Source organism: Pseudochelatococcus sp. B33, from assembly GCF_053570585.1.
The window spans coordinates 36,226-50,173 of sequence record NZ_JBSEFH010000012.1 but is presented as its reverse complement, the minus strand read 5'-3'; the positions used below and the strand labels follow the sequence as shown (position 1 = coordinate 50,173).

At 66.6% G+C, this 13,948-nt stretch carries 8 protein-coding genes and 1 tRNA gene; 5 read left to right on the top strand and 4 right to left on the bottom strand.

The window, feature by feature from the left end:
* Positions 1-364 precede the first annotated feature (364 nt).
* A complete protein-coding gene (locus tag ACUSIJ_RS14570; RefSeq protein WP_449309128.1) occupies positions 365-3,142 on the top strand; it encodes an inositol phosphate phosphatase SopB in 2,778 nt (925 codons plus the stop codon).
* A gap of 36 nt (positions 3,143-3,178) precedes the next feature.
* Here ACUSIJ_RS14570 and yihA read toward each other — a convergent pair whose 3' ends face one another.
* The 4 genes from yihA to rpmH all read right to left on the bottom strand — a co-directional run bounded on the left by yihA (position 3,179) and on the right by rpmH (position 6,594).
* Positions 3,179-3,832, bottom strand: coding sequence for a ribosome biogenesis GTP-binding protein YihA/YsxC (gene yihA, locus ACUSIJ_RS14565; RefSeq protein WP_449309127.1), 654 nt, complete (start codon positions 3,830-3,832; stop codon positions 3,179-3,181).
* A 68-nt stretch (positions 3,833-3,900) separates the two neighbouring features.
* Entirely contained in the window at positions 3,901-5,760 is a 1,860-nt protein-coding gene (gene yidC, locus ACUSIJ_RS14560) for a membrane protein insertase YidC (RefSeq protein WP_449309126.1), read from the bottom strand.
* Complete coding sequence (rnpA, locus tag ACUSIJ_RS14555; protein ID WP_449309125.1) at positions 5,757-6,380, bottom strand: ribonuclease P protein component; 624 nt, start codon at positions 6,378-6,380, stop codon at positions 5,757-5,759. The genes yidC and rnpA overlap by 4 nt, the downstream gene beginning before the upstream one ends.
* Positions 6,381-6,459: 79 nt before the next feature.
* Positions 6,460-6,594 (bottom strand): 50S ribosomal protein L34, encoded by a 135-nt coding sequence (gene rpmH / locus ACUSIJ_RS14550; protein ID WP_449309124.1) that lies wholly within the window; start codon positions 6,592-6,594, stop codon positions 6,460-6,462.
* A gap of 528 nt (positions 6,595-7,122) precedes the next feature.
* Between rpmH and ACUSIJ_RS14545 the strand changes: the two genes are divergently transcribed.
* The 4 genes from ACUSIJ_RS14545 (at position 7,123) to ACUSIJ_RS14530 (ending at position 13,784) form a co-directional block, all read left to right on the top strand.
* Positions 7,123-8,730, top strand: a complete 1,608-nt coding sequence (locus ACUSIJ_RS14545; protein WP_449309123.1) for an FAD-dependent oxidoreductase — start codon at positions 7,123-7,125, stop codon at positions 8,728-8,730.
* Positions 8,731-8,739: 9 nt separating this feature from the next.
* Positions 8,740-10,314, top strand: a complete 1,575-nt coding sequence (locus ACUSIJ_RS14540; protein WP_449309122.1) for an ATP-binding protein — start codon at positions 8,740-8,742, stop codon at positions 10,312-10,314.
* A gap of 147 nt (positions 10,315-10,461) precedes the next feature.
* A tRNA-Arg gene (locus ACUSIJ_RS14535) sits at positions 10,462-10,538 on the top strand.
* 585 nt (positions 10,539-11,123) lie between these two features.
* The gene (locus ACUSIJ_RS14530) at positions 11,124-13,784 is read left to right on the top strand and encodes an AAA family ATPase (protein ID WP_449309121.1); all 2,661 of its coding nucleotides are present in this window, start codon (positions 11,124-11,126) and stop codon (positions 13,782-13,784) included.
* The last annotated feature ends 164 nt before the right edge of the window (positions 13,785-13,948 follow it).

Genomic DNA, 13,948 nt, shown 5'->3' with positions numbered 1-13,948 from the left:
CGCCCAGTGCACGTGGCCGGCAACGCGCCATTGATCTTTCATGTGACCGTGCTATACTGAGGCTGCTAATAGATTCTGATTGATTTTATATTGTTGGTTTTTTCGGGTTGCACGGCGGTTTGATAAGCGTTTTTTTCATACGATTGCGTTGCTGCGATATTTATTGTGAGGCATTGCGATGAGTTCTATTTCAAGGCCAGCTACTCTGGCCAGCGTGCCCCCGGCAGTTGTCGTGGATATGGTTGATGCTGCTCCGGCACTGTCTCCTCTGACCGAAAATGACATTAAAGCGGTGGCGCAGTTCTGCGATAGCTACTTTGCGGAAAACGCTGCTGCGTCGTCTGATATCAGGCGTCATGACAGGATGGCGGAGAACGCGATCGCTCTCGTCGACGAGGCGCTGGACATCGGGAACGAAATGCCCGAGGACATCCACCACGCGCTCAGGATCATCGCGAACGCCGCAATTATTCTGGATGCCGCGCCCAGGTTCAACGACGCGAATGTCCTGCAACGGTATATGGACGACCTGAAGGCGATCGAAGACATGCTCGACCGCGGCGCGGCTTCCATCGCCGACGGTGGCCTGGGCCCGCAGGAGACCGCCTTTCGCCAGAAAGTCGCCGGGCTGCTGCGGGAGCTGAAAGCCGAGGTCGCGAACGCGCATCGCTACCGCGCCAACCAGCTCCCGCCCCCGTGCCGGATCGTAGCCGATGGAGACACGACGGGCACGATTGGTGACCTGATCAAGGAGGGCTTGCGCCTGCTGAAGCTGACGCCGTCGAGCGCGGATGATGCAGAGTGCCTAAAACAGAAGCTTGAGTCCGTTTACGAGAACCTTGAGAACATTGCCGCCAACCCGGACGATATTCCCCTGAGGATCGAGGCGCTGAATGACGATGATGGTTTCGACAAGGCGTTGGCCGAGCGGAACGAACTCATCGCCGGGCTCGGCTCCCTCAGAAAGAACATCGAAACGCGCATGGCCATCCTGAAGCTGGACATCGAGCTCAATCCCCTGAGCCGGAAGACGGCTTTCGAGGCGAAGGCCTATTCCACCGCGGCCGCGATCGGCGTGATCGACCGGATACTGATCGAGCAGGACGACGTTCTTTCCGATGAGCAGAAAACAGCCCTTATGGAGGCCAGAGCCGTATTGAGCGATCGCGAAGCGGCCATGGCGCGGCAGACGGACGGCACGACGCTGACGAAGCATGACATTCAGGCGATCATGGGCAGCAAGGGCAAGTACGCCTACCGCTCCACCGCCAAGATGGAGAAGAAAGCGCCGGCGATCGCCGCGCGCCTCGACGCCATCGTGCGCTCCATCGTCCCCCCGGCTCTGGACGGCAACGACGGAGATGATCCCTTCCCGTCCGAGGAGCCGAGCGGCGAGGAGCACACGCCGCTTCTCGCGGCAGAGGGGCCGGATTCACAGCCCGACGAGGTGCTCGACCCTTCGGGACTGCCCCTGTCCTCGCCCGAGGCGCGCGAGGAACACATCATGACGACGTTTCTGGACAAGCTGTTCACGAAACTCGGCATCGATCCGGGCCGGAAGCTGGAAAAGCTTTATCGAAAAACCAAGATCGAGGTGCGCGACAGCCGCGACTGGGCCAATATCAGCCGGCCGGTCCAACTCGTCCATGGCGACCGCGTATGCAACCTGAAGAGCGAGCTCACCCCGCAGGCAGGCTTGCGCCGGACCTCCGGCACTCCCGTCTTTCCGGAGCTGGTCGATGGGGAGACGGGCGCGCAGGATGGCGTGAACTGCCACCAGTCGGCCGATTACCGCCATCCCACCAATCTGGCGCAGACCCGGCTGCTGGACGAGAGTGGAAAGGAGCTCTTCAACGCCACCCGCCACGGCACGCTGTCGGCCTACGATATCTCGCCCAACGCACTGCGGGAGATGGACGACGCCGACCTCAAGGCCACGATCGGATACCTGTTCCCCGATCGAAACGCAATGGATGCGCCTTATCCCGACGGACCGGCGGCCGAATCCGCCATCTCCGCCCTAGGGCCTAAGGCGATCCCGCTCTCATTGCTGCCGGCGCCATCGCCGCTGCCGCCGACGGATGAGGAATTGCAGTCCGTGGTGGGCCGCATCCGGACAGACAGCGGCTTCCGCAGCGTTTGCACCGACAAGCTGAAGAAAGCGGCCGCGATTTCGCGCGCACGCGAAGTCGCGCTGGCCGCCCTCGCCTCGCATCCGGAGAAGCTGCGGGCGGCGGAAGCCGGCAGGCCGATATCGATCAGCATCAACACGATCAGCCTGCTGACTCCGGACACGGCCCGCGGCATTCTCGGCTGGTTCCGAAGCTGCAAGGGCGATTCAACAGGCGGCGGCGACGAACTCGCCATGGTGCGCGATCAATACGAAGCCTGGAACCACATACGGCGGAACGGAATCGACGTCGGCGGGCCGAACGGTCGGAAAGTGCATGTCGACGTCGAGGTGAACGATTTCAACTTCGGCGTCAACGATCTCGAGTTTCTGTTCGGTTCCTCCGATCGGGACGAGGTTCGCGCGCGCAACACCCGCGCCATGCAGGCGGTGATCGGCGAGCTGGCGACCGATCCCCGAGGCCGCATTGGCGGGCAGGTCGGGGAGTGGCTGAAGGCCCATCCTTACGCGCGCACGGTCGAGACGCTGGCGTATCAGGTCGCCGACCTGTGGCACACCGGCGCCTGGCGCAGGGCCGGCGCCGAGCCTTACAAGCTGGTGACGCGGCTTGCCGTGCTCACGCACATGATCGGTGCCCATGCCGACTTCAACTGCAAGAGCGGCAAGGACCGCACCGGCGAGCTCGATATCGAGGCGAAGCATCTCGCCTGGCTGATCGAGGCCACGGGCGAGGTGCCGCAGCCCGACACCGACCGCGACGACGAGCAGCGCGGCAACTTCTATCGCCTCGCCATGGAAAGCGGCAACATCGAGCTGCAGAAGCTGAACACGGGCCTGCCGGGATACAAGCTGAAGGCGACGAAACGGCTTGCCAAGTTCCTCGGCTATTTCAAGGGCGGCCGGGAGCTGATGAGCGCCATCACCCTCGACCGGACGAGCGATGGCAAACGGGATTTCGGCGGGGAAAGCATCCGCGCGTTCCAGGGGCTCGCCAGCTTCGAGGGAAGCTGACGCCGCAACGCCTCTCCGGCCTCACCCTGCCCGTTCTCACCCCGCCCGTTCGCGCAGCAGCCGGGCGATGGCCGCCTGCAGCGTCGCCGCGCCCTCGCCCGTGCGGCTCGACGTGGCGATGACGCCCGGATAGGCAGCCGGACGGCGGATAATGGCTTCCTCGGTGGTCCGGACGCGTTCCGCAAGCTGGCCGGGCTTGAGCGCATCCGCCTTGGTGAGGACGATCTGATACGACACGGCCGCCTTGTCGAGGCTGTCGAGCACCTTGAGGTCGTTGTCCTTCAGGCCGTGGCGGGCGTCGATCAGCACATAGACGCGGGCGAGATTGGCGCGCCCGCGCAGATAGGCGTAGATGAGGTCGGTCCAGGCCGCGACCTTCTCCTTGCCGACCGCCGCATAGCCATAGCCCGGCATGTCGACGAGCGTGAAGGCGTCCTGCTGCCCCTCGCCGATGCGGAAGAAGTTGAGCTCCTGCGTGCGCCCAGGCGTGTTCGACGTGCGCGCCAGCGCCTTGCGGCGCGTGAGCGCATTGACGAGGCTCGACTTGCCGACGTTCGAGCGGCCCGCGAAGGCGATCTCCACCCCGTGCATGGGCGGCAGGCCGCCCAGCGACCCCGTGGCCCAGAAGAATTCCGCCGAGCCGGAAAACAGCTTGCGCGCGATATCGTCGTATTCTGAATGATCGGTCATGTGCGTCTGTCGCATGGCACGGCCGTTCCGGCGCTAGGCGAAGCGCCGGAGACAGCCTGCCCGCGCGGTTACCCCTGCTTTGGTTCCTTCTTGCGGAACATGGCGCGCAGGTTGTCCCACAACTCGATCTTCACGCCGTTCTTGCGCATGATGTAGCCCTGCTGGATCACCGACAGCAGGTTGTTCCACGACCAGTAGATGACGAGGCCGGCCGGGAACGATGCCAGCATGAAGGTGAACAGAATCGGCATCCAGGTGAACATCGTCTGCTGGATCGGATCCGGCGGCGCCGGGTTCATCTTCATCTGGACGAACATGGTGACGCCCATGATCACGGGCCAGAGGCCGATGATCAGGAACGGCCCCAGGATCGGCACCTGCCCCGGATCCCACGGGATGAGGCCGAACAGCGTCAGGATCGGCAGCGGATCGGGCGCGGAGAGGTCCCTGATCCAGCCGAAGAAGTGCGCGTGGCGCATCTCGATGGTGATGAACAGCACCTTGTAGAGCGCGAAGAACACCGGGATCTGCACCAGCATCGGCCAGCAGCCGGCGATGGGGTTGATCTTCTCCTTCTTGTAGAGCTCCATCAGCGCCTGCTGCTGCTTGGTGCGGTCGTCCTTGTAGCGATCGCGGATGGCGGTCATCTCGGGCTGCACCGCCTTCATCTTCGCCATGGAAGCGTAGGAGCGGTTGGCGAGCGGCAGGAACGCGAGCTTGACCAGCACGGTCACGATCAGGATCGCCACGCCGAAGTTGCCGGTGAGCCGATAGAAGAAATCGAGCAGCCAGAACATGGGCTTGGTGATGAAGTAGAACCAGCCCCAGTCGATCAGCAGGTCGAAATTCTTGATGCCGATCTGGCTCTCGTACCGGGAGATCGCGCTCACTTCTTTCGCGCCGGCGAAGAGGTGCACGCGGTTCTCGATGCGCTCGCCGGGTGCCAGCGCCTGCCCCGGCCCGAGCAGGTCCGCCTGATAGATCGGCTGGCCGTTCGCGGCGGTGCGCAGGGAGAACCGGCCCGTGTAGGGCGTCTCCTGCCCGGGGACGAGCGCCGTCGCCCAATATTTGTCGGTGATGCCGAGGAAGCCGCCGGTGGTGTCGGGGAACGCCACGCCGGTGCCGCCGGTGGCGAGCGGCTCCTCCTTCGCCAGATCGGCGTACTTGATTTCCTTGAGGCCGGCCTCGCCGAGAACGCCGATCATGCCCTCGTGCAGCAGGTAGAAGTTTTCCGTCTTCGGCGTGCCGCGGCGCGACACCAGCGACCACGGATGGAGCGTCAGCGCCTCGCCGCCGGTGTTCTCGACACTGTCGGTAACGGTGAACATCGCGTCGTCGTCGACGGCGATGGTGCGGCGGAAAATCAGCCCCTCACCGTTATCCCAGGTCAGCGTCACCGGCGCCTCGGGCGTCAGGCGCTCCCGGTCGGCGGTCCATTCCGTCGTGGGCGAGGGCACGGGCACGGCGCGGCCGTCGCCGGTGACCCAGCCGAAGTCGGCGTAATACGGGTCCGGGCTCGAGGCCGGCGACAGCAGCACGATGTTGGGGCTGTGCGGATCGACGGTCTCCCGATAGGCGCGCAGCGACACGTCGTCGATGCGCCCGCCGGTGAGCGAGAGCGACCCCTTGATCTTGGGCGTGTCGATGATCACGCGGGCGCCGCTGGCCACCGCCTGATCGCGCGGCACCGTCACGGCCGGCACCCCGCCGGACGCGGGTTCGGACACCGACGCCTGCGGAACCGGCACCGCCGAACCGGGGGCCGGCGCGGGCGCCTGGATCTGGGTCTGAGTCTGGGTCTGGGTCTGGGTCTGGGTCGCCTGCTGGACGGGAGGCGCGAGCTTCTCCGCGAAGAAATACTGCCAGCCGAGCAGAATCACGAACGACAGCGTGATGGCCAGAATCAAATTCTTATGGTCGCCGCTCATGAACCACCCGTAGGATCTTGCTGTATAGCGTTGCGTAAACGGGCATCACCCTTGCCGCGCCCCTTCGGCGGCGTCCGGCCCTGCCGGCCACGAGGATTACCCTGTCGCGGTGGCGAGGAAAAGGCCCGTTTGAGGTCCGCTTCGATCACGTCCGCCTTTGCCGTCAGCATCTCGGCCCGGCCGATGATGACGAAATCGATATCGCCCTTCGGCCAGGACGGCCGCAACTTGCACAGCAATCCGCGCAACCTGCGCCGGATGCGGTTGCGGCCGACGGCGTTGGCGGTCTTCTTCGTCACCGTCAGGCCGAAACGCGGTCCGCGAATCCCGGCGCCGGCCGGCTTTCCGTCGTCCGCCTTCGGCGCGGGGCGCTGCAGGATCTGCACCGTCATGCGGCTGGAATGGACGCGCCCGCCAGCAGCGGCCGCCAGAAACTCCGCCCGCTTGAGAAGGCGCGGCAATCGGCCACAGGCGAGCGCGGGAGCGACAGCCCCGGACGAACCCGCTCGTGCGTTCCGCCCATCGTCGATCCGGGACTCACGGACATCGTTCACGACAAATACCCCTGCCCCGGGGACTTCCGAGGCCTGCCGCCCGACAGCGCCGGCGGCATGCCCCATGGCGCGAACCACCCCCCGACACGCCGCCCGTGCCGAAGGGCACGGAGGGGCCGTCCGGCTCCCCGGACCGGCACGCGGATCAGGCGCTGAGGCGCTTGCGGCCACGGGCGCGGCGCGCGGCGATAACGGCGCGGCCGCCCTTGGTCTCCATGCGCGCGCGGAAGCCATGGCGGCGCTTGCGAACGATCTTGCTCGGTTGATAAGTCCTTTTCACGGCCCTGAACTCCGGTCGCACAAACAACGGAAAAACGCGTGCGATCGGTTCGCGCGCGCCCTGTATCGCCACCGTATGTCGGGGGCGAACAGTAAAAATTGGTGATATCGGTCGTCACAAAACGACAAACGGCGCCCATGACAGGCACCGCCATACCGAATGCGCCTTATGGCGGGAATCATCACGAAAGTCAACGTCGACTTGCACCCCGCCGCGCACGCATGCCGCCTCTGACGGGCGCGGACCGTGCGGCGGCGGGATTTCCCTTTGCGGGTTTCCTTTTGCGAGCAAACCGATTGTCGGGTATCACGGAATGTGCGTGCGCCACGCATCTGGATCGTCGTTCGGGGGTCATCATTTGCAGGCCAGTCATCTTATGCGGACCGAAAGAGGGCAGTGGATGAGCCACGCAATCGCTCGCATCCACAAGGGATACCCGCCGGAAGCATGCCGGAGGCGCGCGCGCATGATCCATCCGCGCCGCCGGACGGCGCTTTTTTCTCCCGCCGGCCGTTCCCGGAGCGCGCGATGACGCAGTCGCGCAACATGGACGCCCTTGGCAACGCGGCCCTGCCCCCCGCGGGCCGGACCGCAGCCGCCCCCGCGCCCGAGGAGCGCGCGACGGCGGCAATGTCGTCGTCCGCGCCGGCGTCGACGGCCGGGCGCAGCGCGAAAACGCCCGCGTCCGAGACGCGCAAGGTCGATTTCTGCATCCTCGGCTCCGGGGTCGCGGCGCGGCTCGTGGCCGTGAAGGCGGCGGAGGCCGGGGCATCCGCGTTGCTCGTCGCGCCTCCCGACGCGCCCGCCGGACTGCCGGGCCTGCTCTCCGCCCCCCTCGCGCTGATCGAGGCAGCCAATCTCGCCCATGCGTCGCGCATCGTCGATGCGCTCAGGCTGCGCGACGACGACACGACGCCGGCCGCGGAGACGCGTCTGTCCGGCGAAGGGCTGGTGCGCCACCTCCATCTGGTCGGCGAGGCGCTCGCCGGACGCACCGCCGACGCGCGGCTGCTGGCGCTGCAGGTATCGATCCTGACGGAACCGGCGGCGTTCGAGGATGCGCGGGCCCTGCGGGTCGGCGACCGGCGCGTCGTCGCGCGCAGATTCGTGCTGGCGCCGGATCTCGAATGGGACCTGCCGCTCATCCCCGGCATCAACGAGATCGACTACCTGACGCCCGACCGCCCTCTCGTCGGCTCGCGCCCTATCGGGCGGCTCGTCGTCATCGGCCTGTCGGACACGGGACTCGCGCTGGCCCAGGCGCACCGCCGGCTGGGCGCTTCGGTGACGCTGCTGCCCTCCCCGCACGACGATCCGCGCCGCCTCGACGACGAGATCCTGCGGCTCGCGCTGATGGGCCTTGGCCACGACGGCGTCGCCGTGCGCCTCGACGCGACGGTGACGCGAATCGAGGCGCGCGGCAGGGAGGCCGTCGTTCACGGCGTTGACGGCAGCGGCCCGCTGTTTCTCGATCCGGCGCAGGTGCTGCTCGCCCCCCGGCTGCGCACGCGCTTCACCGATCCTGACTGGACGGCGGCGCAGATAACGCTCGACGGCGAAGCCCCGGCGCTCGACGCCGCGTTCTACACCTCGAACCGGCGCGTTCAGGCGATCGGCGCCGACGTCGGCCGGGACATGTTCTCGTTCCGGCTGGAGAGGGATGCGGATTTCATCGTCGACAGCGTGCTGCACCGCCGCATGCCGGTGAAGGTCGTGCCGATACGCGCCATCCCGACGACGCCGGAGATCGCCATCGTAGGGCTCGATGAAAGCGCCGCCCGGCGCGTCCATGGGCGCATCAGCATCGTGCGCACGCCCTACGCGCACCATCTCTCGCGGCTGGCGCGCCATCGTGGCCTGGGGGCACCGGCCGGGGAGCTGAAAATTATCGCGTCGAGGGACCGGCGCATCGTCGGCTGCGCGATCGCGGGCGACAGCGCGATGGAGATCGCGGGCCTGTGGTCGCTGGCGATCAGCCGCCGGCTGAAGCTCGACGATGTGGGCGGGCTCGCCTTTCCGGACATCGCCCGCCACAGTCTCACCCGCCGCGCCACGCGGCTTGCCGTTTTCGGCTGGCCGCTCGCCGGCAGTCTGTTGCTGCGCCTCGCGCGCCTGTGGCGGAAAATCCGCGGCTGAGGCATGGTCATGGATCAGGACGCAGCCAGGCAAGAGGGGCAGCCCGATATCGACCGGGGCGGCGGCGCCCGTTCTCCCCCTGGCGGACAGCCCCGTTCGGCGGCCTCTGCGGACAAGGCTGCCGAGGGTGGCGGTGGCATGGGGCTGTCGGCGCGCCTGCTCGTGCTGATGCTGGTTTTCGCGCTCGCCGTGGAGGCGCTGGTGTTCGTTCCGGCCATGACGGCCTTCCGGCGCAGCTGGCTCAACGACCGGCTGTCGGCGGCCCAGATCGCGGCGTTGGTGCTGGAGGCCGCGCCCGACGCCTCCGTGTCGCCGGCGATCGAGGAGAAGCTGCTCAACGGCGTCGGCGTCATGGGCATCGCCCTGAGCGGCGGCGGCGCGCGCCATCTGCTGTCCAACGACACCATGCCGACCGAGGTCCTGCGCACCTACGACATGCGTGACGCCAGCTGGGCGGCGCAGATGCACGACACGCTGGCGGACCTGACCGTCCGCGACGACGATGCCATCCGCGTGATCGGCGACGGCATGGGCGACATCGCCTTCGTCGAGCTGATCATGGACCCCGCGCCGCTGAGATCGGCCATGCTCGCCTTCGCGGTGCGGGTGGCGGGCGTATCGCTTCTGGTGTGGGGCGCGACGGCGGTGGCGCTCTATCTGGCGCTGATGCGGCTGATCGTGCGCCCCGTGCGCCGGCTTGCGGTCCACATCACCGCCTTCGAGCGCGAACCGGGCAATCCGGAGCGCATCATCGTGCCCTCCGGGAACGGGGACGAGATCGGCGCCGCGGAGCGCGCGCTGGAACGCATGGAGCGGACGCTCGCCACCGAGCTGCGCCAGCAGCAGCGCCTGGCGGCGCTCGGCCTCGCGGTGTCGAAGATCAGCCATGAGCTGCGCAATCTTCTGACCGCGGCGCAGCTCATGTCGGACCGTCTGGCGCAGGTGTCCGATCCGGTGGTGGAGCGCTTCGCGCCGCGTCTCATCGCCACCCTCGACCGCGCCATCGCCTTCTGCGAATCGGCGCTTTCCTACGGGCGGGTCAACGAGGCGCTGCCGCAGCGCCGGCCGATCAAGCTGCTGCCTCTGATCGACGAACTGCGCGACAATCTCGGCCTCGGCGACCACCCCGGCATCCGCCTCGTCGCCGATATCCCGGCCGATCTGACGCTCGACGCGGATCCGGACCAGATCTCGCGCGTGCTGCTCAACCTGGGGCGAAACGCGGTGCAAGCGCTGGAGCAGGATCTGTCTGCCGTCGTTTACCCTGTCCCGGGATCCGAACCTCCCCCCCTTTTCCGCACCATCTCCGTCAGTGCCCGCACGGTGCCGGCGGACGGGAATAACGCCAGCGGCGGCAGGGGCAAGGAGGTTCTGATCCGCTTCGCCGACGACGGCCCCGGCCTGTCACCGCCGGCGCGGGACCGGCTGTTCGAGGCGTTCAGGGGCACGACCCGTCCCGGCGGCTCCGGCCTCGGCCTGCCGATCGCAGCGGAGCTGATACGGCTGCATGGCGGCAGCATCACCCTCGAGCCGGACACGCCCGGCGCCTGTTTCGTGATCCGCCTCCCGGCCATCGGTGGATGACGCATTTTTCCTCTTTGCATCAACGCATTGAAGGCGCATCGCCGGCTAATTTACATAAATTCGCCAGTTAGGACTTGCCAACGACCCGACTCATGGCTACTAACACGCCTCATCGTCGGGTTGCGAAACACCATCCCGGTCGAGTCCGCGCCCGTAGCTCAGCTGGATAGAGCACCAGACTACGAATCTGGGGGTCAGAGGTTCGAATCCTTTCGGGCGCGCCATTTAACTTCCTGAAATATCAATCAAAATACCGCCAAGACACAATCCGCACCGGCTTAAATTTGTAAATTAAGCCGGTTTTTAAGCCGGTGTTGGCGTTCAGGCTGATCTTTCGCCATTGCGGCCGAATAAGCGCAACATTCGGGAGAGTTCTCCCGGCCCTTATTTCGTTGACGCGAGTCGTGCTGGCTTCCTGCTCGGCATCGAATTATGCGGGTCGCGTTGTGCGCAGCACGGTCGGGAGCCAGCCGATTTCAACCAGAAACCGCTCCGGCGTCCTGTGCCATCTCCGTTTTCCTCAAGCTCGCAATCCGCTCGGTGGCTTCATTGTTGATAGCTTCCCGCACAGCGGCAAGGATATGCACCTTAGTGACGTGACCAAGGCGGCCATTCATGTGGCCGCTGCACGTCGACGGCAACGCGCCCCCAAAGCGGCCGCTCCGGAGGACGCGAAGCGCTCCCGCAAGCTGCCGTTCAATAGACGGGCCGCGCTTCGCTGAACGCGAGAGCGCTTCCCGCCGCAACCCGCTTGCGTCCGTTACCAGAGTCAATCATTCTGGATCGACGGGAGACGGGGGGTACGGGAAATGGCCAAGGATCTAATGGGTTGGGCTGCCGAGCAGCCTAACTGGGTGAAGGACAGCCTGCGGCGGATCGCCGTCGCACCGGATCACTCCCTCGAGCCGGAGGACGCCGACTGCGTCCTCGACAACGTGCGTGCCGCGGCCGGCGCCGGCTCTTCACCCCACCCCATAACCGAGATCGACGCTTCGCATCTCGGTGGCGGCTCAGGCGATGCGCGGCGGACCGTGCTCGCGCAGCTCGGTCCCGTGCAGAACATCGACCGCCTCGCCGGTGGCCAGAAGCTGCGCATGGCCGGTGTGGGCATCACGTTGGTTTACGGGGAAAACGGAAGCGGGAAGAGCGGATACACCCGCATCGCCAAGCGGCTTTGCCGGAGCCTGACCTCGGACCACCTGCGGGGGAACGTGTTCGACGTCGGCGGCGGGCCGATGCGGGTGCAGGTGCGCTACCAGGTCGGCGACGACGCGGTGACCGAGATCGATTGGGATCCCGCAACGCCACCTCCCTCGCAACTCCGTCAGATCTCAGTGTTCGACAGCCACAACGCCCGGCTCTACGTCGATAGCGGTAACCGGATCGCATACCTGCCGCGCGAGCTCGCGATCCTCGAGCACCACGGCGAGCTGTGCCAACGGATGGCAACGGGGTTCTCGGCGGACGAGAAGGCGCTCGCGCCGCGGCTGCGGATCCCGCTGCCGGCCGGATACACCCCAGGTAGCGCCGTCGCGCTGACCCTCGCCAAGCTGGATCCCAAGGCCCCCTCGCTGCCCAGCGAGGACGCGATTCGCAGACTGTCCGAGCTGAGGGAGCCGGAACTCGCCGAACTCGCCCGACTTGAAGCCGAGCTCGCCGCCGATCCGGTCGCGCTTGCGGCGACCCGCAGACGCGCCATCACCGTACTGAAGCGCGTGGGCGAGGTGCTGGCCACCCTCCGGGACGGACTCTCGGACAAGGTCGGTGAGACGATCGCGTCAGCGCGGCGCGAGCTGGCCCAGGCGGTGGAGGCGGAGAGGATCGCGGCGACCGCCAGTTTCGCAGGCGAACCCGTCGCGAACGTTGGCGGCGATGCCTGGCGGATCCTGTACGAGGCGGCGCGGCGGTTCGTCGCCGTCGGACCGGAAACCCCGCCCGCGCGTCTGCCTGACGCGACCGGCGACCTGTGCGTCCTGTGCCTCGAGCCGCTCACCCCGACGGGCGCCGCCCGGCTGGCCCGGTTCAACGACTTCGTCAGTGGCGAGGCCGCGAAGCGCGCCGATGGCGCGCGCGTCGCCGTGAAGACGCTCCTGGCGCAGGTCGAGCAGGTCAAGGTGCCGGAGGCATCCGTCGTCGAGGAGACCCTGGCCGGATACGGACAGCTCGATGCGACCCGCGCCACGACCGTTGCCGACATCCTCAAGGCGCTGGCCGGGTTCGAGGCGAGGCGCGCCGCACTGCTGGACGAGACGGTGACACCTGCACCGGCGTCGGACGTAACCGCGCTCGCGGAGACGGTCGCGGCGGAATTCACGCGCCTCGAGGACGAGGCCGCCTCGCTCCAGCGGAGCGCCTCGCACACCGAGGTGCTGGACGCCAAGCGAAAGCGGCTTTCCGAACTCAAGGACCGGGCGAAGCTCGCCAATGACCTGGAGACGGTCCTGCAGCGCTTGCGGGACGTCACGGAGCAGCGGTCGCTGACGGGATGCCAGGCCCAGGTGGCGACACGGTTGATCTCGGCGCAGATCACCGCCCTGCGCAAGCAGCTCGTCACCGAGGAGCTCGAACGGAGGATCGCGGAGGAGATCACCGCGCTCGACCTCACCCATCTCCCGTTCAAGGTCAGCGACTCCAGCTCGGCCGGCAAGAGCCTGTTCTCGGTCGGCCTGCATGGCGCCGGTACGGTGAAGAACAACCAGGTGCTCTCAGAGGGCGAGCAGCGGGCGCTCGCGCTCGCCTGCTTCCTCGCCGAGATTGGAGGCGACGACGCGCGCTACGGCATCATTGTCGACGACCCCGTCTCCTCGCTCGACCACCTGCGCATCCGCAAGGTCGCGCACCGTCTTGTCGCCGAGGCGAAGAAGGGGCGGCAGGTCATCATCTTCACGCACAACCTTGTGTTCTTCAACGAAGTTGTGTCGGAGGCCGCCAGGGCAGGAGACGCCGCGCCGCTGATCAAGTCGCTCGTCGTCAAGACGCAGTCTGAGGGCTTCGGCGTGATCCGCGAGAATTGCGAGCCCTGGGTCGCCGACCTCAACGCGCGGATCGAGACGCTGCGGACGCGCGCGAAGGAGCTCAAGGGCGTAACCGACTTCGACACGGACCAATATCGGCGGCAGACGAAGGACTTCTACTCGGACTTGCGTGAATCTTGGGAGCGGGCCGTCGAGGAGGTAGTCTTCGCAAAGACGGTCGTAAGATTCGTGCCGGATGTGATGACTGGTAGGCTCAAGGAGGTGACCGTCACCGACGATGACTATCGGACAATCTTCTTTGCAATGAAGCGAGCCTCGGAACGCTCAGGCCACGACATGTCGGCCGGCCGGGACATACCGCAGCCGTCCCCTGACGAAATGGAAGCCGACCTGAAGGTGCTCGACGACTTCAGGATAGAGCTCGGCAAGCGGCGGAAGGTGACGTCCGCGACGCGTTCCGCCCTCGAGAATCCGGTCGGCGCGACACTACTCTAGGTGAAGGATTTCGCCCGCCGGCCGTTCGCTCACGGCCCACGACCGATCATCGTGACCGCTCGATCCGTGCTCTTGAGCGACGCCGGACGGGGGCGGAGGGCGCTGGAGCTACCGTCGCACAACCGCCATCGCTCCGGACTATACGGTCCGGCATGGTGGTAGCG

Coding starts and splice junctions, on each gene's coding strand:
- ACUSIJ_RS14570 (WP_449309128.1), top strand. CDS start 365: ATGGCGGAGAACGCGATCGCTCTCGTCGACGAGGCGCTGGACATCGGG.
- yihA (WP_449309127.1), bottom strand. CDS start 3,832: ATGACCGATCATTCAGAATACGACGATATCGCGCGCAAGCTGTTTTCC.
- yidC (WP_449309126.1), bottom strand. CDS start 5,760: ATGAGCGGCGACCATAAGAATTTGATTCTGGCCATCACGCTGTCGTTC.
- rnpA (WP_449309125.1), bottom strand. CDS start 6,380: ATGGGGCATGCCGCCGGCGCTGTCGGGCGGCAGGCCTCGGAAGTCCCC.
- ACUSIJ_RS14545 (WP_449309123.1), top strand. CDS start 7,123: ATGACGCAGTCGCGCAACATGGACGCCCTTGGCAACGCGGCCCTGCCC.
- ACUSIJ_RS14540 (WP_449309122.1), top strand. CDS start 8,740: ATGGATCAGGACGCAGCCAGGCAAGAGGGGCAGCCCGATATCGACCGG.
- ACUSIJ_RS14530 (WP_449309121.1), top strand. CDS start 11,124: ATGGCCAAGGATCTAATGGGTTGGGCTGCCGAGCAGCCTAACTGGGTG.